Raw genomic sequence first — 18,989 nt, forward strand, 5'->3', positions numbered from 1 at the left:
CCCTCCGCCCTACCAGGTATCGACAAACCGGGCCGGCTCATCGCGCAGGCGCGCACCGGCCAGGCCACGCACCAGCCAGGCGCGGGTCTCCGCAGGGTCGATGACGGCATCGACTTCCAGCGTGGCCGCCATGTGCATGGCCTCGCCATGTGCGTATTGCTGGGCCAGCAGCTTCTGGAACAACGCCTCGCGCTGCGCGCCCTCCGGCAGGGCTTCGAGCTCCTTGCGAAAGCCCAGCCGCACCGCCCCTTCCAGGCCCATGGCACCGAACTCGCCCGTGGGCCAGGCCACATTGAAGATGGGCGCATGAAAGCTGCCCGCCGTCATGCCCATGGCACCCAGGCCGTAGCCTTTGCGCAGCACCACGCTGAAGTACGGGACACGCAGCTTGGCCGCCATGACGAACAGCCGGCTGACATGGCGCACCTGGGCGGTTTTCTCGATCTCCGGCCCGACCATGAAGCCGGGCGTATCGACCATGCTGACGATGGCGATGCCGTGGGCATTGCACAGTTGCATGAAACGCGCCGCCTTGTCGGCCGCGTCGGCATCGATGGCACCGCCCAGATGGCCTGGGTTGTTGGCCATCAGTCCCACGGGCCGCCCCTCGATGCGCGCCAGCGCCGTGTGGATGCCGGCGCCGAAGCCGGCTCTCAGCATCAGCAGGCTGCCTTCGTCCACCAACCCGGCCATGGCTGCGCGCGTATCGTAGGCACGCAGGCGGTTCTCGGGCACGACCTGGCGCAGCAGGCGCTGATCGGGCTCGGACCATTGCTCGACCCGCCCCTGGAAGAAGGACAGATAGTGCCTGGCTGCGGCCACGGCCTGGGCCTCGTCGTCGACCAGGATGTCGATCACGCCATTCACATGCTGCACGCCGGCGGGGCCGATTTCCTCGGGCCGGAAGACGCCCAGCCCGCCGCCTTCGATCATGGCCGGTCCGCCCATGCCGATATTGCTGCTGCGCGTGGCGATGATCACGTCGCTGCAACCCAGCAGCGCCGCATTGCCCGCAAAGCAACGGCCATGGGTGATGCCCACCACGGGCACCTGCCCCGAGAGCGCCGCATAGGCCGCGAAGGTATGCACATGCAGGCCCGCGACCACGGGGGTGTCGGTATCGCCGGGCCTGCCGCCGCCGCCTTCGGCAAACAGCACCACGGGCAGCTTCTGCTGCAGCGCGATGCCCAGCATGCGGTCGGTCTTGGCATGGTTGCGCGCGCCCTGGGTGCCGGCCAGCACGGTGGCGTCGTAGGACATGATGACGGCGCGCGACCGCTCCTCGCCGAACTGCGCGGCATTGATGGAGCCCATGCCCGTCACCATGCCGTCGGCCGGCGTGTTGGCCACCAGATCGTCGAGGCTGCGCCTGCGTGTCTGCGCGGCAATCGCCAGCGCCCCGTATTCGATGAAGCTGCCTTCATCGCAGAGATCGGCAATGTTCTCGCGCGCGCTGCGGCTGCCCTGGGCATGGCGCCTGGCCATGGCATCGGGCCGCGCCGCATCGAGCGTGAAGGCATGGCGATCCTTGACACGCTGCAGATCGTCCCGAATGTGGTCGGGGTCCAGCCGCTGCTGCACCACCTCGGCATGCGCCGCATCGCCCTGAGCCGGCGCGAGCACCAGCAAGGCCTGGTCCTGCGCCACATAGCTGCCGGCCTCCGCCAGCAGCACCTGGACCCGGCCCGCCGCCTGCGCGAACAGCACATGCTGCATCTTCATGGCTTCGAGAATGCCCAGCTCGGCGCCCTTGGCCACCGTCTCGCCCACCGCAACAGACCACTGCACGACCCTGGCGGGCATGGGAGCCAGTACTGCATTTTCAGGAGCTTGCTGCGCTTGTAATACATTGCTTTCAGAATCAAAAGTATCTGAATTCCTTGAATGACTTTCGCTTGAAGCTATCTTTCCCGCAGCTTCCACCAGCTGCGGCAGGACCTCTTCGAGCCAGCGCGTGTGCACGGTCTGCTCCAGCATCTCGGGCCGCTGGGCCAGGGCCTGCAGCAGCGGCAGATTGGTGGCCAGGCCCGCGATGCGGCAATCGGCCAGCGCGCGCCGGGAGCGGCGCAGCACATCCTCGAAACGCGGCGCGTGGCTGTGCACGACGAGCTTGGCCAGCAAGGTGTCGTAGTGCGGCGACGGGCTGCCACCCTGCTGCGCATGGCTGTCCAGGCGTATGCCCGGCCCTTGCGGCCAGTGCAGCTCGGCAATGCGGCCGCCGCCGGGGCGGGAATTGCCCTGGGCATCGAGTGTTTCGGCATTGATACGCCACTGCATGGCATAACCGCGCGGCCGGGGCGGGGCATTCACATTCAGGCCCAGGTCGGCAAAATGCTCGCCCGCCGCAATGCGGATCTGGGCCTGCACCAGATCGACGCCAAAGACCTCTTCGGTAATCGTGTGCTCCACCTGCAGGCGCGGGTTGGCCTCGATGAATACATAGGGCAGGGATTCGGACTGCAGATCGACCAGAAACTCGAACGTGCCCAGGCTTTCGTAGCGCAGCCTGGCTGCCATGCGCAGAGCATCCTCGGTGATGCGCTCGCGCAGCGGCTGCGTCAGGCTGGGGCTGGGCGCGATCTCCACCAGCTTCTGAAAGCGCCGCTGCAGCGTGCATTCGCGCTCGCCCAGCGCCATCGGCCATTCGCTGCCGTCGCCCAGCAGCTGGATCTCGATATGGCGCGCGCCGCTCATCAGCCGCTCGACATAGACGCCGTCCACGCCGAAGGCTGCCTGGGCCTCGCTGCGGCAGCGCTGGTAGGCGGCCGCCACTTCTCCGGCCTCGGTGACCGCACGCATGCCGCGCCCACCGCCGCCACCGATGGCCTTGATCATGATGCCGCTGGCACCGTCGGCCTGCTGCCGCGCAAAGAACTGCTGGGCCTGCTCCAGCGTCACGGCCTCGGTGCTGCCGGGCATCAGGGGCACGCCACATTGCTGCGCCAGCGCACGGGCCCTGGCCTTGTCGCCAAGCAGCGCCAGCTGCTCGGGCGTCGGGCCGATAAAGCGCAGCCCCGCATCAGCACAGGCGCGCGCAAAGTCCGCGTTCTCGCTGAGAAAGCCATAGCCCGGGTGCAGCGCGTCGCAGCCGTGCTGCTGCGCGATCCGCAACAGCTGCGCGCCATCGAGATAGGCTGGCGGGCCGCTGGCTCCCAGTGCCTGCGCCTCGTCAGCGGCCTGCACATGTGGGGCCGCCGCATCGTCGGCGGCATACACCGCCAGGCTGGCAATGCCCAGCTCCTGCAGCGCTCGGATGATGCGCAGGGCGATTTCACCGCGGTTGGCGATCAGGACTTTCTTGAACATAGGAATCTCGTTTGAATGGTTCGCAACTTGCGCCGATCCGGAGCCGGCAGCGTGTGTCGATCAGGGGATGTCCCTGAGCAGGCGGCGCAATACCTTGCCAGCGCCGGTGGCCGGCAAGGCATCGATGAAACGTACCTCGCGCGGAGCCTTGTAGCTGGCCATGTTTTCCTTGCTCCAGGCCAGCAGCCCGTCCGCCTCCAGGCTTTGCCCCGGCTTGCGCACGATGAAGGCGCGCACGACCTCGCCTTTCTGGGCATCGGCAACACCGATCACGGCAGCCTGGGCGATGGCCGGATGCTTGATCAGAATGGTCTCCACCTCCTCGGGGAAGACGCTGTAGCCCGAGACCTTGATCATTTCCTTGAAGCGACCGATGAAGGTCAGATAGCCATCCGCATCGAACTTGCCCATGTCGCCGGTATGCACCCAGCCGTTCTTGAGCGTCCTGGCCGTGGCCTCTGGCTTGTTCCAGTAGCCCTTGAAGTTGCCCGGGCCGCGAATGATGATTTCGCCCACCTCGCCTGCCGCCAGCGGTGCACCGGTCTCCGGATCTATCACCCGGATCTCGTTGCCCGGTGCGGGCTTGCCATGCGTGCCCCAACGGATGGCATCGCCCGGCATGAAGGTATCCATGGTGTGGGTTTCGGACAGGCCGTAGGCCGCCTCGCTGGAGATGGCATTGGGCGCGAACCGGCGCCACTGCTGGGCCAGGTCCTCGGTGTAGGTGATGCCGAAGCTGGTGACGGTGTTGCGGCGCAGCGCGCTGAAATCCATCTTCTCCACGCCGGGCACCTGCATCAGCGCCACATTCATGGGCGCGATGCTGTACCACCAGCTGACGCGATAGCGCTCCAGCGCCTGCGCCACGGCCAGCGGATCGAAGCGATGCAGCAGCACGCAGGTCGCCCCCGAATGCACAGGCATGTTCACCCCCATGGACATGCCGGCGATGTGATAGAGCGGCGCCACGGCCAGCAGGACATCCTCGGCGCCGACCCCGGTCACCTGGGACGCGCCGGCGGTCTTGTACGCGGCCGCGCCGAAGCTCAGCATGGCGCCCTTGGGCAGACCCGTGGTGCCCGAGGTATAGGTCATCAGCGCCACCTCGTCCAGGTCCACATCGACAGGCGCGGGCCTGGCACCGCTGTGCATGAGATCCCAGAAGGACGTCACATTGGCGGGCAGCGGCTGCACGGGGGCCTGCAGCTCGGCAGGCAGGGGCAGCGTGGCTCTGGCGGGCAGCCAGTCGCCGTAGCGCACGGCCAGCACATGCTGCAGCGCGGTGCTGCCGCGCACCTTGTCGACCACGGGCAGCAGCACATCGGCCGCGATGATGACCCGGGCCTGCAGATCGTTGAGCTGGTATTCGAGCTCGTGCTCCTTGTTCAGCGGCCCGCAGGGGCAGACGATGGCTCCGATCTTCTGCACCGCGTAATGCGCAACGATGTACTGCGGGCAGTTGTTCATGAACAGTGCGACGGGCTCGCCCCGCTTCACGCCCAGTTGCTGCAGATGCGCGGCCACGGCATCGCTGGCCTCATCCACCTGGCGCCAGCTGATGTGCTGTCCGTACCAGATATAGGCATCGCGTTCGGGATGCTGGCGCGCATTGCGGCGCAAGGCCTCATGCAGGGGAATGAGGGTCTCGGATTCAGCCATGGTTGTCTCCTGGGTGTCTCGTATGGACCGAACAGCGGCGCCACTTTGCGGGCGTTCTCAGGGATTGCCTTAGGGCAATCTGCTGCTCGGCGTCTTGTCAATGTATACCTGTCGGTAGAACAATGCTACCCATTGGTATAACGAATGCGACACACGCAAACCCTCATGTCCGCCACGTCCAGAAAGACCGAAAAAAAACCGGCTGCGCCCGTGGCGCCGCGCGGCCGCCAGCGCCTGCCCACCGCCGGCTCCGACGAGAAGCGCGAGCGCATTCTCAAGGCCGCCGAAGCCCTGTTCGACCGCTATGGCTATGCCAACACCACCATCGAGCAGATCGTGCAGGCGCTTGGCGTGACCAAGCCCTTTGTCTACTACTACTTCCGCAACAAGCAGGAGATCTTCGAAACCCTGTGCTGGGCACCGACCGAGGCCTGCTTCACGGTGCTGGACTTTGCGGCCGACGACCCGCGCCCCGCACATGAAAAAGCCATCGACGGCCTGCAGCGCCTGATCGCCGCCACCATTGCGCACTACCCGGCGGGCTTCTTCCCCTACCGCGAACCGCAGGCTTTCAGCCCCGCCTATCTCAAGGCATCGCGCAATGTGGCCCAGCAGTTCTACAAGCAGTTCTGTGCACTGCTCGACGAAGGCCGCGCCAGCGGGCATTTCGATTTCCGCGACACCCGCATCACCGCTCAGGCGGCCTGCAGTCTGCCCGGCTTTCTCTACAACTGGTATCAACCCAACGGCAAGCTGGGCCCGGCCGAGATGGTGGTCGAGCTCACCGATCTGGCTTCGCGCGTGCTGGGCCTGCGCACTGCGGTGGTCCCTGCGCACAAACGCGCGGCCAGGGCCACACCGGCGCCGGCAGCGCAGAACCCTTCGCCCCCCAGGCGCCGCAAGAGCGCTTCATCCACCACCAACAGCGCCAGCTGAGAGCCCCGGAGGCCAAGGCGCAATTCCAACTCCCTGGAGACAAAACCATGTCAGTTCGCTTCTCAGCCCTTGCGCTGGCTGCCAGCCTGTGCGCCGGCACCGTATCCGCCCAGACGGCAGAGCCGTTCAAGATCGCGTTCATCGACCCGCTCTCCGGCCCGTTTGCCAATGTGGGTGAAGTCATGCGCAACCATGTGCTCTACGCCGTCGATGACGTGAATGCCAAGGGCGGCCTCTACAACGGCGCCAAGTTCCAGCTGCTGCAGTTCGACAGCAAGCTCTCGGCCCAGGAGAGCCAGAGCGCGCTGCAGGCCGCCATCGATCAGGGCGCACGCGTGGTGGTGACGGGGGGCTCGGGCTCATCGGTGGTCACGGCCCTGGTGCAGGCGGCATCGCGCTACAACCAGCGCAACCCGGGCAAGGAGGTGCTGATACTCAACCACAGCTCCATCGATCCCGAGCTGACCGGCAAGTCCTGCAGCTTCTGGCATTTCATGTTCGACGCCAACACGGCCATGCGCATGCAGGCCATTGCCAACTACATCAAGACCCAGCCCGAGATCCGCAAGGTCTTTCTGCTCAACCAAGACTATGCCCATGGCAAGCAATGGGCCAGCTTCGGGCGCAGCATGGTCGGCAAGGCAAGACCGGATATCCAGTTCGTGGGCGAGACCCTGCACCCCATGGGCCGCATCAAGGACTTTGCCCCCTATGTGGCCAAGATCAAGGAAGTCGGAACCGATTCGGTCATCACCGGCAACTGGGGCCAGGATCTGGCCCTGCTGCTCAAGTCCGCCGGAGATTCGGGCTACAACCTGCGCTACTTCAACCATAGCGCTGGCGGCTTTCCGGGCACCGTGACCTCCATTTCCCAGGCCAGGATCGGCCAGGTGACCTGGGTCGCGGAATGGCATCCCGGCATGGCCGACCGCGCCCAGGCCGATGCCCGGGCCAAAGAGTACAAGGCCAGGATGAATCAGGACTTTCTGGCCCCGCGCATGGATCTTGTGCCGCGCATGCTGGCCGCAGCCATGGCCAAGGCCCAGTCCACCGAGCCCGTGAAAATTGCCAGGGCCATGGAGGACATGTCCATGGACACGGTCTTCGGCCCCGTCAGGATGCGCGGCAAGGACCATCAGCTGCTGCTGCCCCAGGTCGTCAACACCATCGCCCCCGTGGACGGCAAGCTGGTCAAGACAGGCTGGGAAGGCACGAACTACGGCTTCAGAACCGATGCCGTCTATTCCGCCCAGCAGCTTGATCTACCCACGGAGTGCCAGATGAAGCGGCCTTGAGTACAAGCCTAAAAACTGCCGCGGCCTGACAACGAGACACCGAGGAAGGGCCGCCCCGCGCCGAAGGTGTCGTCCCCCTCCGCGAAGCAGAGAGGGGAAGGCACGAAGCGCCTCAGGGGGTGTAGCTCCGCTTTCCAAAGATCCCGCTGCCCACGCGCACCATGGTGCTGCCTGCTGCCACGGCGGCTTCCAGATCGCCGGTCATGCCCATGGACAGCGTGTCGAAATGCTCAAGCCCCGCGAGACCACTGGCCTTGATGGACTCAAAAACAGCTTTGGCCTTTTTGTGGACTGCGCATTGCGCCTCGAAATCAGGAGCATCGTCAGGAATGCTCATGATGCCGCGCAGCTGCAGATTGGGCAGTTTCACCATGGCTTCGGCCAGCTCCAGTGCTTGCTCCGCCATGACGCCGGACTTGGTGGCACCGCCATCCACATTGACCTGGATGCAGACATTGAGCCGTGCCATGCCCTGCGGACGCTGGACCGAAAGGCGCTCGGCGATCTTGAACCGGTCCACGGTCTGAGCCCAGTCGAAATTCTCGGCCACCAGCCGCGTCTTGTTGCTCTGGATGGGGCCTATGCAATGCCACTGCAGCGCTTCACCGCCCGCCAGCTGCATGGCGCGCACCGCGGCAATTTTCTCCACGGCCTCCTGGATATAGTTCTCGCCAAAGCTGCGCTGGCCGGCCAGCACCGCATCGCGCACCGCATCCGCGCCAAAGGTCTTGGAAACGGCCAGCAGTTGCACCGATGTCGCGGGCCGGCTTGCACTGGCGCAAGCGGCTGCCATGCGGGCATGAATCTGCCCCAGATTGTTTTCAATCGTCGTCATAATTGGCGCCAGAGTATCAAACCAGAGAGGGATCTCCGTGGATATCACGCAATTGCTGGCATTCAGTGTCAAGAACAAGGCTTCGGACTTGCATTTGTCGGCAGGCCTGCCCCCCATGATTCGCGTCCACGGCGATGTGCGCCGCATCAACATCGATCCGCTGGACCACAAGACCGTGCACGCCATGGTCTACGACATCATGAGCGATGCCCAGCGCAAGCAGTACGAAGAGTTTCTGGAAGTGGACTTTTCGTTCGAGATTGAAGGCCTGGCCCGGTTTCGTGTCAATGCCTTCAACCAGAACCGCGGCGCGGCGGCCGTGTTCCGTACCATTCCCAGCAAGATCCTGACACTGGAGCAGCTCAACGCCCCCAAGATCTTCGCCGACCTGGCCCTGAAGCCACGTGGTCTGGTGCTGGTGACCGGCCCCACGGGCTCGGGCAAGTCCACCACGCTGGCCGCCATGGTCAACTATCTCAACGAGACCGAGTACGGCCACATCCTGACGGTGGAAGACCCCATCGAATTCGTGCACGACTCCAAGAAGTGCCTGATCAACCAGCGCGAAGTCGGCCCCATGACGCTGTCGTTTGCGGCAGCGCTGAAGTCCGCGCTGCGTGAAGACCCGGACGCGATCCTGGTCGGCGAAATGCGGGACCTGGAAACCATCCGTCTGGCCATGACGGCGGCCGAAACCGGTCACCTGGTGTTCGGCACGCTGCACACCTCGTCGGCAGCCAAGACCATCGACCGTATCATTGACGTGTTCCCGGCCGAGGAAAAGGAAATGGTGCGTGCCATGCTGTCCGAGTCGCTGCAGGCCGTGATCTCGCAGACGCTGTGCAAGACCAAGGACGGCCAGGGCCGTGTGGCCGCACACGAGATCATGCTGGGCACGCCCGCCATCCGCAACCTGATCCGCGAAGCCAAGGTGGCACAGATGTACTCCACCATTCAGACCAGCCAGAACATGGGCATGCAGACTCTTGACCAGAACCTGACCGATCTGGTGCGCCGCAACCTCATCAGCCCGGCCGAAGCGCGCAGCAAGGCGAAGATTCCCGAAAACTTTCCTGGATGATGCCTCCCCCCTGAGCGGCTTTGCCGCTTCCCCCCAGGGGGACGACGCCCTCGCCGCGAGGCGGCTCTTGCTCGGCGTCTCTCACTTGGGCTCTGCCAATTTTGACGCCGCCTCAAGGAACGATCATGGAACGCGATCAGGCCAGTAAATTCATCAACGATCTGCTCAAGCTCATGGTCAGCCGCAACGGCAGCGACCTGTTCATCACTGCAGAGTTTCCGCCCGCCATCAAGATTGACGGCAAAGTCACCAAGGTCTCGCCCCAGCCGCTGAACCAGTTGCATACGCTGGCCCTGGCGCGTTCCATCATGAACGACAGGCAGGTGGCAGACTTCGAACACACCAAGGAGTGCAACTTCGCCATCTCGCCGGCCGGTGTGGGGCGCTTCCGTGTCAACGCCTTCATGCAGCAGGGCAAGGTCGGCATGGTGCTGCGTACCATTCCCACCACCCTGCCCACGATTGACGGCCTGGGCGTGCCGCAGGTGCTCAAGGAAGTGACCATGACCAAGCGCGGCCTGTGCATCCTGGTCGGCGCGACGGGCTCGGGCAAGTCCACCACGCTGGCCGCCATGGTGGACTGGCGCAATGAAAACTCCTTCGGCCACATCATCACCGTGGAAGATCCCGTGGAATTCGTGCATCCGCACAAGAACTGCGTGGTCACGCAACGCGAGGTGGGACTGGACACGGAAAGCTGGGAAGCCGCGCTCAAGAACACGCTGCGCCAGGCGCCCGATGTGATTCTGATGGGCGAAATCCGTGACCGCGAAACCATGGAGCACGCGATTGCGTTCTCTGAAACCGGTCACCTGTGTCTGGCCACGCTGCACGCCAACAGTGCCAACCAGGCACTGGACCGTATCGTCAACTTCTTCCCCGAAGAGCGCCGTCCGCAACTGCTGATGGATGTGTCGCTGAATCTGCGGGCCATCATTTCCCAGCGCCTGATCCCCAAGCAGGACAGCAAGGGCCGTGTCGCCGCCATCGAGGTGATGCTCAACTCGCCGCTGATCGCAGACCTGATCTTCAAGGGCGAGGTCGTCGAGATCAAGGAGATCATGAAGAAAAGCCGCAATATCGGCATGCAGACCTTTGACCAGGCGCTGTTCGACCTGTTCGAATCCAACCTCATCACCTATGAAGATGCGCTGCGCAATGCAGACTCGGTCAACGACCTGCGTCTGCAGATCAAGCTCAACAGCCAGCGCGCCCGGACTCAGGACCTGGCGGCCGGCACCGAACATCTGACCATCGTCTGACCCCAAGGCGCCGGCATCTCCTCCCACAGGAGGAGCGCAGGCCTTGCTGCGGGGCGGCAGGGCCGCCCAGGCCCCTGCTCTCCGCCACGGCCATGCACTGCGGCGCTACCATGATCGAACTGTTCCGCACCAAGTCTTAGAGGATTTCATGAGCACAGCCACCATCGCCTCCCGCAGCTACGCACCCTGCACTTCCACGCCTGTGGCCTTTCTGGGCCTGGGTGTCATGGGCTACCCCATGGCCGGGCACCTGGCTGCGGCTGGCCATCAGGTCACGGTCTACAACCGCACGGCGGCCAAGGCCGAAGCCTGGGCCGAAGAGTTTTCTGGCGGCAGCCATGCGGCCACGCCCCGCGAAGCCGTCAAGGGCGCACGCATGGTCTTCTCCTGCGTGGGCAATGATGACGACCTGCGCTCCATTGTGCTGGGCGACGACGGCGCCTTTGCGGGCATGGAGCCTGGCGCCATTTTTGTCGATCACACCACGGCCTCGGCGCAGGTTGCTCGCGAACTGTATGCAGAGGCCCGCCAGCGCGGCCTGCACTTCATGGATGCCCCGGTATCGGGCGGTCAGGCCGGTGCGGTCAACGGCCAGCTCACCATCATGTGCGGCGGCGATCAGGAGGTATTTGACCAGGTTGCCCCCGTGGCCGACGCCTTCTCGCGCGCCTTCACCTATATGGGCGCCTGCGGCAACGGTCAGCTGACCAAGATGGTCAATCAGATCTGCGTGGCCAGTGTGGTGCAGGGCCTGTCCGAAGCCATTGCCTTCGGTCTGCGTGCCGACCTCGATGTAGAGAAGGTCCTCGATGTCATCGGCAAGGGAGCCGCCCAGAGCTGGCAAATGGACAATCGCGGCAAGACCATGGCCGTGGGCAAGTTCGACTTCGGCTTTGCCGTGGACTGGATGCGCAAGGATCTGGGGCTGGTGCTGGCCGAGGCCCAGCGCAATGGCGCACGCCTGCCCGTCACCGCGCTGGTGGACCAGTTCTATGCCGATGTACAGGCCATGGGAGGCAATCGCTGGGATACTTCCAGCCTGATTCAGCGCCTGCGCTGAGCCGCTGCGCCATGAAAAAGCCGGACTCGAGTCCGGCTTTTTTGTGACCGTCAGTTCACCTCAGTTCATGCTGGAGCGATCCTCGACCACAGGGGCGGCCTTGGATGTTGCTGCAGCCAGTTCATCTTCGGAGATGACCTCAAACAGGCGCACAACCTTGCTCACATCGTTGACGCCACGAGCGATCTCGGCAGCCCGCTTGGATTCGCGCGGCGTGACTATGCCCATCAGATAGACCACATTGTTCTCGGTCACGACCTTGATGGCCGAGGATGAAATGTCCTTGGCGTTGACCAGACTGGCCTTGACCTTGGTCGTGATCAGAGAATCCTGGGAACGCTGACCCAGAGTGGCCGTGAAAGGCGCGACCTCGATCTCGTTATAGACCTGGCGCACGGTGGATTGTTCGCGCACCAGCTTCTCGATGGTTACCTTGTCCGTCGCATTGCCTGCCTGGCCGGTCAGCAACACCACACGGTTGTAGCTGGTGGCGCTGACGCGGGCCTTGTCGCCCATCACCTCGCTGATGCGATTGCCGGCACGCAGCTCTATGCCCTGGTCCTCAACCTGTGTGCCGGTGGTACGCCTGTCCACTGCCGACATGCCCGCCACAGCAGCACCGCCGCCCACCAGAGCCACGCAACCGCTCAAGGCACCGCCCAGAGCGGCAACAGTCAGGGCCGCACATGCAACACGGGTCCACTTCAACTTCATAAAGGCATCTCCTGGTCACCAAGCAGTTGAGAGTCCACACCGTCGGCCAGACAGTGCAGGATCAAGGTATGGGTTTCACGCACGCGCGCCGCACGGTCGTGGGGCACGCAGATCAGTACATCGGTCTCGCGCACGGTGGTGGCCAGATTGCCGCCGGTGCGGCCTGTCAGCACCACGGCCATCATGTCGCGCTCGTGGGCGGCCTCAAGAGCTTCCTGCACGGCCATGTCGTTGCCGGTCACCGACATGAGCAGCAGCAGGTCGCCGGGCTGTCCCAGCGCTCGCACCTGGCGCGCCAGATACTGGCTGGCATTGCCGCCCGAGCCCGTCGCTCCCACGCTGCCTAGCAGGCCGCCATCGGAAGTCAGGGCCACGGCCGCCAGCTCGGGACGATCGCGTTCGAACCCTGTCACGCACAGGGAGGCAAATAACTGGGCATCGCTGGCCGAAACGCCCGTACCGCAGGCCAGCACCTTGCCGCCGCCCGTCACGCAGGCCAGCATGGCCTGTACGGCGGAAGCAATAGGTTGGCTCAGCGCCTGGGCGGCCTGGTACTTCAGGTCGGCACTGTCGATGAAATGCTGTTGAATTCGTTGCTCTAGCATGGAGGCCCGATGATACCCGCCACCTGTTATCTCTTTGGTAGCAAACCGTTATTTGCGCATCAGTGTTGCGCACAACTGTGACGCGGCGACTAAAGCGCCTCGAATGCTGCTTGGAGCCACTCGATGCGCATCTGGTTCCCGGAACTGTCGACCAGCACCACATCAAAGCGGCATGGCGGCGCTGCCGCAAGTCGCATCAGATAGTGTCTGGCGGCCAGCACGATGCGCTGCTGCTTGAGACGGCCGATGCTGCCGCCGGCACCGCCAAAGCGCTCGGTGTTGCGGCTGCGGACTTCGACAAACACCAAAGACCCGTCGCGGTCACGCAGGATCAGGTCGATTTCGCCGCCACCACGGCCCGGCGTCCGATAATTGCGCTCGACAAGCTTCAAGCCTCGCGCCTGCAAATGGGCCAACGCGGCATCCTCGGCCTGCTGCCCGCGTGCGGTTGTGCTTTGCGCCGGCTTGGGCCGCTTTCCAAGGAAATCCATTGACTACCTCTTTCGCCTCTGCACTGACTGCCGCACATGACGCGGCCGCTTCCCAGCATTATCCGCAGGGAGCCCTGTATGTGGTGGCGACGCCGATTGGCAATCTGGCCGATATCAGCCTGCGCTCGCTGCATGTGCTGCAGATCGTGGACTGCATCGCCTGCGAAGACACACGCCACACCCAGGGCCTGCTGCGCAGCTACGGGCTGGACCGCCCCGGCAACCAGCTGCTGGCCGTGCACCAGCACAACGAGGCAGAAGCCGCCCAGCTGGTGATCGAGCGCCTGCAGCAAGGCCAGCGCATCGCCTATGTCAGCGATGCAGGCACGCCCGGCGTCAGCGACCCGGGGGCGCGCCTGTGCGCGGCGCTGCAGGCCGTGGGTCTGCGCAGCATTCCGCTGCCCGGCGCCAGCAGCGTGACATCTGCCATCAGCGTGGCCGGCGCCGTCACTCCGGCACAGGGCGAAGGCGGATTTGTGTTTGCCGGCTTCCTGCCCACCAAGAATGCCGAGCGTCTGGCCGCCGTGCAGAAGCTGGCCGACCAGCCGCGTTGCACCGTGCTGCTGGAGGCGCCGCACCGCATCATCGAGCTGGCCCAGGCCCTGGCCATGCTGGGCGAGCGCCGCGTCACGCTGGCGCGCGAAATCACCAAGCAGTTCGAAGACATCGCCAGCATGCCAGCCAGCGAGCTGGCTGCCTGGCTGCAGGCATCGCCGCAGCGCGTCAAGGGCGAGTTCGCCATCGTGCTCCACCCCGTGACCGTACAACAGGAGTCGGGAGAGGCCGAGCGCGTGCTCAAGCTGCTGCTGGCCGAGTTGCCGACCAAGACGGCCGTGAAGCTGGCCGCCGAAATCACGGGAGCCAGCCGCAACACACTCTACGACCGTGCGCTGGAGCTCAAGCGAGCCGCCGAAGAGGAATAAGCACGTCAACCGGGCGCGGTACAAACCAGAGACGCCCAGCAAGGGTTGCCCCGCAGCCCCGCCTCGCTGCGGCTCAGGGGACTTCAGGCTCAGGCATAAGCCAGACCGGTGGCCACGCCGCCGAACAGGTCGCCCTCGACCTGCGGCACATCCGGGAAAGCGCCCCTGAGCGCATCGCGCAAGGTGCGCAAGGCCGACGAGCCGCCGGTCAGATAGATGGCGTCTGGCGCCGCGACGCCGGCCTGGCGCACACAGTCCTGCGCACATTCAACGACCTGCAGCAGCAAGGCCTGCAACTGCTCCTGCAGAACCTGCGGGGAGATGGCCGCCGGCAGGTCTTGCTCCAGCCAGTCCAGCGCTATGGCCGAGGCCGCATGGCTTTGCGAAGCCGCAATCTTGGCCTGCTCCACCGCATCGGCCAGCCTATGGCCTTCACGCCAATCCAGTACCTTCATCAGGCGCTGGTGCAGTTGCGGATCGCTGTAATCGCTCTTGAGACCGCGCGCCGAAGCCAGGGCCTTGGCTGTGTACAGCCACTGGATCAGATGCCAGGTGGAGAGATCGAAGAACACACTGCTGGGCACCTCGCGCCCGCTGGGGCCGATGTGCTTGTAGCCCAGCAGCGGCATGACCTGGGCCACGTTGAGGCGATGGTCGAAATCCGTGCCCCCGATATGCACGCCGGTGGTGGCAAGAATGTCCTGAGTACGGTCTGCATGTCCGGCCTGTTGCGGGCCCAGACGCACCACCGTGAAGTCCGAGGTGCCGCCGCCGATATCGACCACCAGCACCAGTTGTTCCTCGCCCAGGCGCTGCTCGTAGTCCAGTGCCGCCGCAATCGGCTCCAGCTGAAAGCTGACTTCGCCCAGACCGGCGGCGCGCGCCGCAGCGGCCAGGGCATCCTGTGCCTGGCGGTCTCGCTCCGGGTGCTCGTCGACAAAATGCACGGGACGCCCCAGCACCACACGCTCCGGCAGACGGCCGTCCAGCGCCCGACGTGCCTGATCGGCCACACGCTTGAGAAAGATCGCGATGATGTCCTGATAGCTGACGAGCTGCTCGTGCACTGCGGTCTTTTCCAGCAGCAGGCTGCTGCCTAGCAGGCTTTTGAGGGAACGCATCAAGCGCCCTTCCTCGCCCGCCAGATACTGCTGCATGGCATCGCGGCCGAAATGCGTGCTGTGCTCTTCGGTATTGAAGAACAGCGCCGTGGGCATGCCGGTGGCAGCCCCTTCCAGAGGCAGCAAAGTTGCGGTCTTGCCAGGCAGGCGATAGGCAGCAGCAGAGTTGGAGGTTCCGAAATCGATGCCCAGAGTGGCAGGCGTGAGAGCTGTGGTCATGAAAGGCGGCGCTGCGCCGCAGCGGCCCGCAAAGGCTGCCGCAGTCGCAACGAAAACGCCCACCGAAGTGGGCATGGGTGTCAGCGGGGGCGCTATTCTAGCGCCCCCTTATTGGGCCTAGGCGGCGGCGGTTTCCACCCCGGTCCCGGAATGCTGTGCCAGCTCGAGGTGCACCCCGTGGGTGGCGACTTCGTCCAGTGCCCCTGCTACCGCCTGCTGCGGCACCGACAGTGCGACGGCATAAGGGCCTTCGCCGCGCGTGGCCAGTCTTTGGGCCAGGGGGCCCTCAGCCTTGACGGGTGCGGCCAGCACCAGCTCGGTGGTGCCCAGACCCAGCGATACCTGCTGCGTGCTGCCGTCGGTCGAGACCCGTAGCGCGCCGACGCTCACTGCATCGCCAAGCAATGCCCGCCAGCGCGCCAGGCTGGCCTGCAGATCCTTGACCGCCACTTCCAGGCGAGCCACGCCGGTCGCGCCATTGGGATGCACGCGGGCCTGGCCTTCGGGCACGCGCAAGGCACGCGGCGTCAGGTCGCCGCACAGAAACGGAAGATCCTGGCTTTGGGCGCGTGCATTGCGCCAGCGCAGCTGCTCTCCGTCGGGACGCAGACGTCCGCCCTCGTAAGGGGCTTCATAGCCCAGACCGCGCGCCCGGGCCGCCGCCACCACGGCGCCGGTCTCGGAAGGCAGCAGCGCGAAGTCGACCAGCCCTTCACCATGCTGCTGCAGCTGCTGCCACCAGCGCTCATCGGGCGCGGGGGCACGCCAGGCGATCAGTTCGAAATAGGCACCGTCGGCAAAGACCACCAGGGCGTTGTGCGTCGAGCGCCCGGGGTGCTCGCCGCCGCGCAGCACGTTGAAACCCAGGGACTGATAGTCGGCAATCGTGCGTTCCAGGTCCTGGACCGCGATGACGATATGGTCGAGTGGCAAGCTCATGCAAAAGTCTTTCCAAAAGGTTCTCAGGCCGCCAGGCGCTCGGGCGCGCTGGAGTCGGTATGGCGCACCTCGGCGCGGATGGACTGGGGGTTGCGCAGCAGGTTGAGGATGGGGCAAGTTCTCTCCACAGCCTCGAACAGCGCATCGATCTCGGCGCGGCTGGCCGGCGAATCGATATGCACGGTGTAGCCGATATCGTGCGGCCAGATCGGTGTCGCCTCGTGGCCGGGCTTGCCGCCGCGCGGGTCGATGACGCCCGTGACCTCGACTTCGAGGCTCTCCAGCGGCACCTGGCGCTCGGCCGCCTGGATCAGAAAGATATGGGTCACGCAGGTGCCCAGCACGCCCAGTTGCAGCTCGGGAGAGCTTGGGCCCAGGTTGTAGCCTGCGAAGTCGGGTGGGCTGTCGCTGATGACCTGGTGCTCGCGGATGCGCAGACGGCGCACGCCGCTGCGCCCCTCGGCACGCACGCTGGCCTTGAGTCTGGCGGCCTGGGCCGTGCCCGCCGCAATGGCGGCGCTGCGTGCCAGCACAGCCGCGCGTTTTTCGGAAAGATATTCGTTGAGATGACTCATGAGCGGGCTTTCGATAAAGGAATGCCAGGCCATTGTTGTGAGAGCGGCACGCCGGACCAACAAAGGAATTCGTCTGCGCTTATGCGCTCAGCAAATATGCAGGCTCGCGCTTCTTAGTTGTTTTTCGAATAACGATGCTACTCAATATATGAGCACGAATATTTGGCGTCGATAGCATGAAAACCATGAATTCGGTCGGTCGCTGCGGCGATGCGTCCGGAACCTGAGTTTTCAACGCCATGTGGCGACGAGGTATGAACGTGTTTTTCCCTTTGCAGACGGATCCATCGATAAAACAACCGGTGAACAAACCCGCCCAACGCCGCGCCCTATGGGCCGCAGTGGCGGTACTGACGGGCAGCATGCTGCTGGCCGGCTGCTCCAGGCAATCCGGCACGGCCCAGGCCGGCGCCTCGGCGGAACCGATCCAGGGCGGCACCTTGGTCTACCTCGAACAGCAGGCACACACCAATCTCTATCCGCCTGCCGGCGGCTTTTATCCCAACGGCGGCGTGCTCAACCAGATCACGGACAAGCTGACCTACCAGGACCCCGAGACGCTGGAGATCCAGCCCTGGATCGCCGAGTCCTGGACCGTGAACGCCGATGCCACCGAGTACAGCTTCAAGCTGCGCTCCGGCGTGAGCTTCTCGGACGGATCGCCGCTGGACGCGGCCGCCGTGGCGCGCAACTTCGACACCTACGGACTGGGCAACAAGGCGCTCAAGCAGCCGGTTTCCGAGGTCATCAACAACTACGAACGCAGCGAAGTCGTCGATCCGCTGACCGTGAAATTCTTCTTCAAGAAACCCTCGCCGGGCTTTCTCCAGGGCACTTCGGTGATCGGCTCTGGCCTGGTCTCGCCGGCCACGCTGGATCGTCCGTTCGAGGAGCTTGGCGATGCCACGCGCATCATAGGTTCGGGCCCCTTTGTGGTGGCCAGCGAGACCCTGGGCAAGGAGCTGGTGCTCAAGGCACGCCAGGACTACCGCTGGGGCCCGGCCAAGCTGGCGCACCAGGGCCGTGCGCGCCTGGATGAAGTCAAGTTCATCGTCACGCCCGAGGACAGCGTACGCATCGGCGCGCTGCTGGCCGGCCAGGCCGGCTTCATCCGCCAGGTCCAAGCCTATGACGAAAAGCGCGTGGAGCAACAGAAGTTCAGCATCTACGCGCCGTCCACGCGCGGTGTGAACAACAGCATCGCCATCCGCCCCGACAACGCCCTGGTGGCCGACCTCAAGGTACGCCAGGCCCTGCTGCATGGCACCAATACCAAGGAGATCGTGGAAACCCTGTTCTCGCCGCGCTACCCGCAGGCACGTTCGGTGATCGCCTCCACGGCAGCCGGTTATGTGGACCTGTCAGCCAAGCTGGTCTTTGACGAGGCCAGGGCCAGACAATTGCTCGACGAGGCCGGCTGGAGCCTGGGCGCCAACGGCCTGCGCCAGAAGAACGGCCAGGACTTCGTGCTCTCGACCTACGAATCCCTGCCCCAGCCGCAGAACAAGGAGACCCTGCAGCTCGTGGCCCAGCAATGGGCCAGGCTGGGCATCAAGCTCAATGTGCTGGCCGGAGACTCGGGCAGCCGTACGGTGGACACGCTGGACCCCGACAAGACCGGTGTGCTGCCGGGCATGGTGGGCCGCGCCGACCCCGACGTGATCAAAAGCAACTACTACCCGAGCAACCGCAATGTGCTGCTGCAAAAAGGCGGCGTGAGCCAGAAGGTCAAATCCTTCGAGGACAGCAAGCTCAACCGCCTGTTCGATGCCATCGCGGCCGAGACCGATGCCAACCGGCGCCTCGCACTGACCGGCGAGGTACAGAACTATCTGATCGACCAGGCCTATGTGATCCCGATCTTCGAGGAACCCCAGGCCTTCGCGGGTGCGACCTGGGTGCGTGAGGTGGGCTTCGAGGCCGTGGGCCGTCCCAGCTTCTACAGCACCTGGCTGGCCAAGCGCTGAC

16 protein-coding genes are annotated in these 18,989 nt (G+C 64.7%); 7 read left to right on the top strand and 9 right to left on the bottom strand.

Annotated elements, in window-relative coordinates:
• Window positions 1-9: 9 nt before the first annotated feature.
• Both CTR2_RS25440 and CTR2_RS25445 read right to left on the bottom strand, forming a co-directional pair.
• On the bottom strand, window positions 10-3,306 hold the full coding sequence (locus CTR2_RS25440) for an acetyl-CoA carboxylase family protein (protein ID WP_087079998.1): 3,297 nt from the start codon (window positions 3,304-3,306) through the stop codon (window positions 10-12).
• Window positions 3,307-3,366: 60 nt separating this feature from the next.
• Entirely contained in the window at window positions 3,367-4,965 is a 1,599-nt protein-coding gene (locus CTR2_RS25445; protein ID WP_087079996.1) for an AMP-binding protein, read from the bottom strand.
• A 165-nt stretch (window positions 4,966-5,130) separates the two neighbouring features.
• Here CTR2_RS25445 and CTR2_RS25450 point away from each other — a divergent pair, with 165 nt between their 5' ends.
• Both CTR2_RS25450 and CTR2_RS25455 read left to right on the top strand, forming a co-directional pair.
• Window positions 5,131-5,901, top strand: coding sequence for a TetR/AcrR family transcriptional regulator (locus CTR2_RS25450; protein ID WP_087079994.1), 771 nt, complete (start codon window positions 5,131-5,133; stop codon window positions 5,899-5,901).
• Window positions 5,902-5,948: 47 nt separating this feature from the next.
• Window positions 5,949-7,196, top strand: coding sequence for a branched-chain amino acid ABC transporter substrate-binding protein (locus CTR2_RS25455; protein WP_087079992.1), 1,248 nt, complete (start codon window positions 5,949-5,951; stop codon window positions 7,194-7,196).
• 112 nt (window positions 7,197-7,308) lie between these two features.
• On the opposite strand, the gene CTR2_RS25460 is transcribed toward CTR2_RS25455, so the two are convergent.
• Window positions 7,309-8,031, bottom strand: coding sequence for a YggS family pyridoxal phosphate-dependent enzyme (locus CTR2_RS25460; RefSeq protein WP_087079990.1), 723 nt, complete (start codon window positions 8,029-8,031; stop codon window positions 7,309-7,311).
• A 37-nt stretch (window positions 8,032-8,068) separates the two neighbouring features.
• On the opposite strand from CTR2_RS25460, the gene CTR2_RS25465 reads away from it, so the two are divergent.
• The 3 genes from CTR2_RS25465 to CTR2_RS25475 all read left to right on the top strand — a co-directional run bounded on the left by CTR2_RS25465 (window position 8,069) and on the right by CTR2_RS25475 (window position 11,434).
• Complete coding sequence (locus CTR2_RS25465; protein ID WP_087079988.1) at window positions 8,069-9,112, top strand: type IV pilus twitching motility protein PilT; 1,044 nt, start codon at window positions 8,069-8,071, stop codon at window positions 9,110-9,112.
• Between the two features lie 125 nt (window positions 9,113-9,237).
• On the top strand, window positions 9,238-10,374 hold the full coding sequence (locus tag CTR2_RS25470; RefSeq protein ID WP_087079986.1) for a PilT/PilU family type 4a pilus ATPase: 1,137 nt from the start codon (window positions 9,238-9,240) through the stop codon (window positions 10,372-10,374).
• A 148-nt stretch (window positions 10,375-10,522) separates the two neighbouring features.
• Complete coding sequence (locus CTR2_RS25475; protein WP_087079984.1) at window positions 10,523-11,434, top strand: NAD(P)-dependent oxidoreductase; 912 nt, start codon at window positions 10,523-10,525, stop codon at window positions 11,432-11,434.
• Between the two features lie 60 nt (window positions 11,435-11,494).
• On the opposite strand, the gene CTR2_RS25480 is transcribed toward CTR2_RS25475, so the two are convergent.
• The 3 genes from CTR2_RS25480 to CTR2_RS25490 form a co-directional block, all read right to left on the bottom strand.
• Window positions 11,495-12,148, bottom strand: a complete 654-nt coding sequence (locus tag CTR2_RS25480; RefSeq protein ID WP_087079982.1) for a BON domain-containing protein — start codon at window positions 12,146-12,148, stop codon at window positions 11,495-11,497.
• Complete coding sequence (locus CTR2_RS25485) at window positions 12,145-12,753, bottom strand: SIS domain-containing protein (protein WP_003050573.1); 609 nt, start codon at window positions 12,751-12,753, stop codon at window positions 12,145-12,147. Before CTR2_RS25485 ends, CTR2_RS25480 begins: the two co-directional genes overlap by 4 nt.
• An 89-nt stretch (window positions 12,754-12,842) precedes the next feature.
• Complete coding sequence (locus CTR2_RS25490) at window positions 12,843-13,244, bottom strand: YraN family protein (RefSeq protein ID WP_003050571.1); 402 nt, start codon at window positions 13,242-13,244, stop codon at window positions 12,843-12,845.
• On the opposite strand from CTR2_RS25490, the gene rsmI reads away from it, so the two are divergent.
• Window positions 13,244-14,167 carry a 16S rRNA (cytidine(1402)-2'-O)-methyltransferase gene (rsmI, locus tag CTR2_RS25495; RefSeq protein ID WP_087079980.1) on the top strand — a complete coding sequence of 308 codons (924 nt, stop codon included), beginning with the start codon at window positions 13,244-13,246 and terminating at the stop codon, window positions 14,165-14,167. The two genes, CTR2_RS25490 and rsmI, sit on opposite strands and share 1 nt — an antisense overlap.
• 89 nt (window positions 14,168-14,256) lie before the next feature.
• Here rsmI and CTR2_RS25500 read toward each other — a convergent pair whose 3' ends face one another.
• The 3 genes from CTR2_RS25500 to CTR2_RS25510 form a co-directional block, all read right to left on the bottom strand.
• Entirely contained in the window at window positions 14,257-15,507 is a 1,251-nt protein-coding gene (locus tag CTR2_RS25500) for an Hsp70 family protein (protein WP_087084413.1), read from the bottom strand.
• 117 nt (window positions 15,508-15,624) lie between these two features.
• Window positions 15,625-16,446 (bottom strand): VOC family protein, encoded by an 822-nt coding sequence (locus CTR2_RS25505; protein WP_087079978.1) that lies wholly within the window; start codon window positions 16,444-16,446, stop codon window positions 15,625-15,627.
• Window positions 16,447-16,469: 23 nt separating this feature from the next.
• Entirely contained in the window at window positions 16,470-17,054 is a 585-nt protein-coding gene (locus CTR2_RS25510) for an OsmC family protein (RefSeq protein ID WP_176391568.1), read from the bottom strand.
• Between the two features lie 221 nt (window positions 17,055-17,275).
• On the opposite strand from CTR2_RS25510, the gene CTR2_RS25515 reads away from it, so the two are divergent.
• Entirely contained in the window at window positions 17,276-18,988 is a 1,713-nt protein-coding gene (locus tag CTR2_RS25515; protein WP_176391567.1) for a TIGR04028 family ABC transporter substrate-binding protein, read from the top strand.
• The last annotated feature ends 1 nt before the right edge of the window (window position 18,989 follow it).

The sequence above is a fragment of the Comamonas thiooxydans genome (assembly GCF_002157685.2).
Classification (GTDB): Bacteria; Pseudomonadota; Gammaproteobacteria; order Burkholderiales; family Burkholderiaceae_C; genus Comamonas; species Comamonas testosteroni_H.

Bases quoted from the DNA above. Each gene is read 5' to 3' on its own strand.
- CTR2_RS25475 (WP_087079984.1), top strand. From the start codon at position 10,523: ATGAGCACAGCCACCATCGCCTCCCGCAGCTACGCACCCTGCACTTCC.
- CTR2_RS25440 (WP_087079998.1), bottom strand. From the start codon at position 3,306: ATGTTCAAGAAAGTCCTGATCGCCAACCGCGGTGAAATCGCCCTGCGC.
- CTR2_RS25470 (WP_087079986.1), top strand. From the start codon at position 9,238: ATGGAACGCGATCAGGCCAGTAAATTCATCAACGATCTGCTCAAGCTC.
- CTR2_RS25490 (WP_003050571.1), bottom strand. From the start codon at position 13,244: ATGGATTTCCTTGGAAAGCGGCCCAAGCCGGCGCAAAGCACAACCGCA.
- CTR2_RS25510 (WP_176391568.1), bottom strand. From the start codon at position 17,054: ATGGCCTGGCATTCCTTTATCGAAAGCCCGCTCATGAGTCATCTCAAC.
- CTR2_RS25515 (WP_176391567.1), top strand. From the start codon at position 17,276: ATGAACGTGTTTTTCCCTTTGCAGACGGATCCATCGATAAAACAACCG.
- CTR2_RS25500 (WP_087084413.1), bottom strand. From the start codon at position 15,507: ATGACCACAGCTCTCACGCCTGCCACTCTGGGCATCGATTTCGGAACC.
- CTR2_RS25505 (WP_087079978.1), bottom strand. From the start codon at position 16,446: ATGAGCTTGCCACTCGACCATATCGTCATCGCGGTCCAGGACCTGGAA.
- CTR2_RS25460 (WP_087079990.1), bottom strand. From the start codon at position 8,031: ATGACGACGATTGAAAACAATCTGGGGCAGATTCATGCCCGCATGGCA.
- CTR2_RS25450 (WP_087079994.1), top strand. From the start codon at position 5,131: ATGTCCGCCACGTCCAGAAAGACCGAAAAAAAACCGGCTGCGCCCGTG.
- CTR2_RS25480 (WP_087079982.1), bottom strand. From the start codon at position 12,148: ATGAAGTTGAAGTGGACCCGTGTTGCATGTGCGGCCCTGACTGTTGCC.
- CTR2_RS25445 (WP_087079996.1), bottom strand. From the start codon at position 4,965: ATGGCTGAATCCGAGACCCTCATTCCCCTGCATGAGGCCTTGCGCCGC.
- CTR2_RS25455 (WP_087079992.1), top strand. From the start codon at position 5,949: ATGTCAGTTCGCTTCTCAGCCCTTGCGCTGGCTGCCAGCCTGTGCGCC.
- CTR2_RS25485 (WP_003050573.1), bottom strand. From the start codon at position 12,753: ATGCTAGAGCAACGAATTCAACAGCATTTCATCGACAGTGCCGACCTG.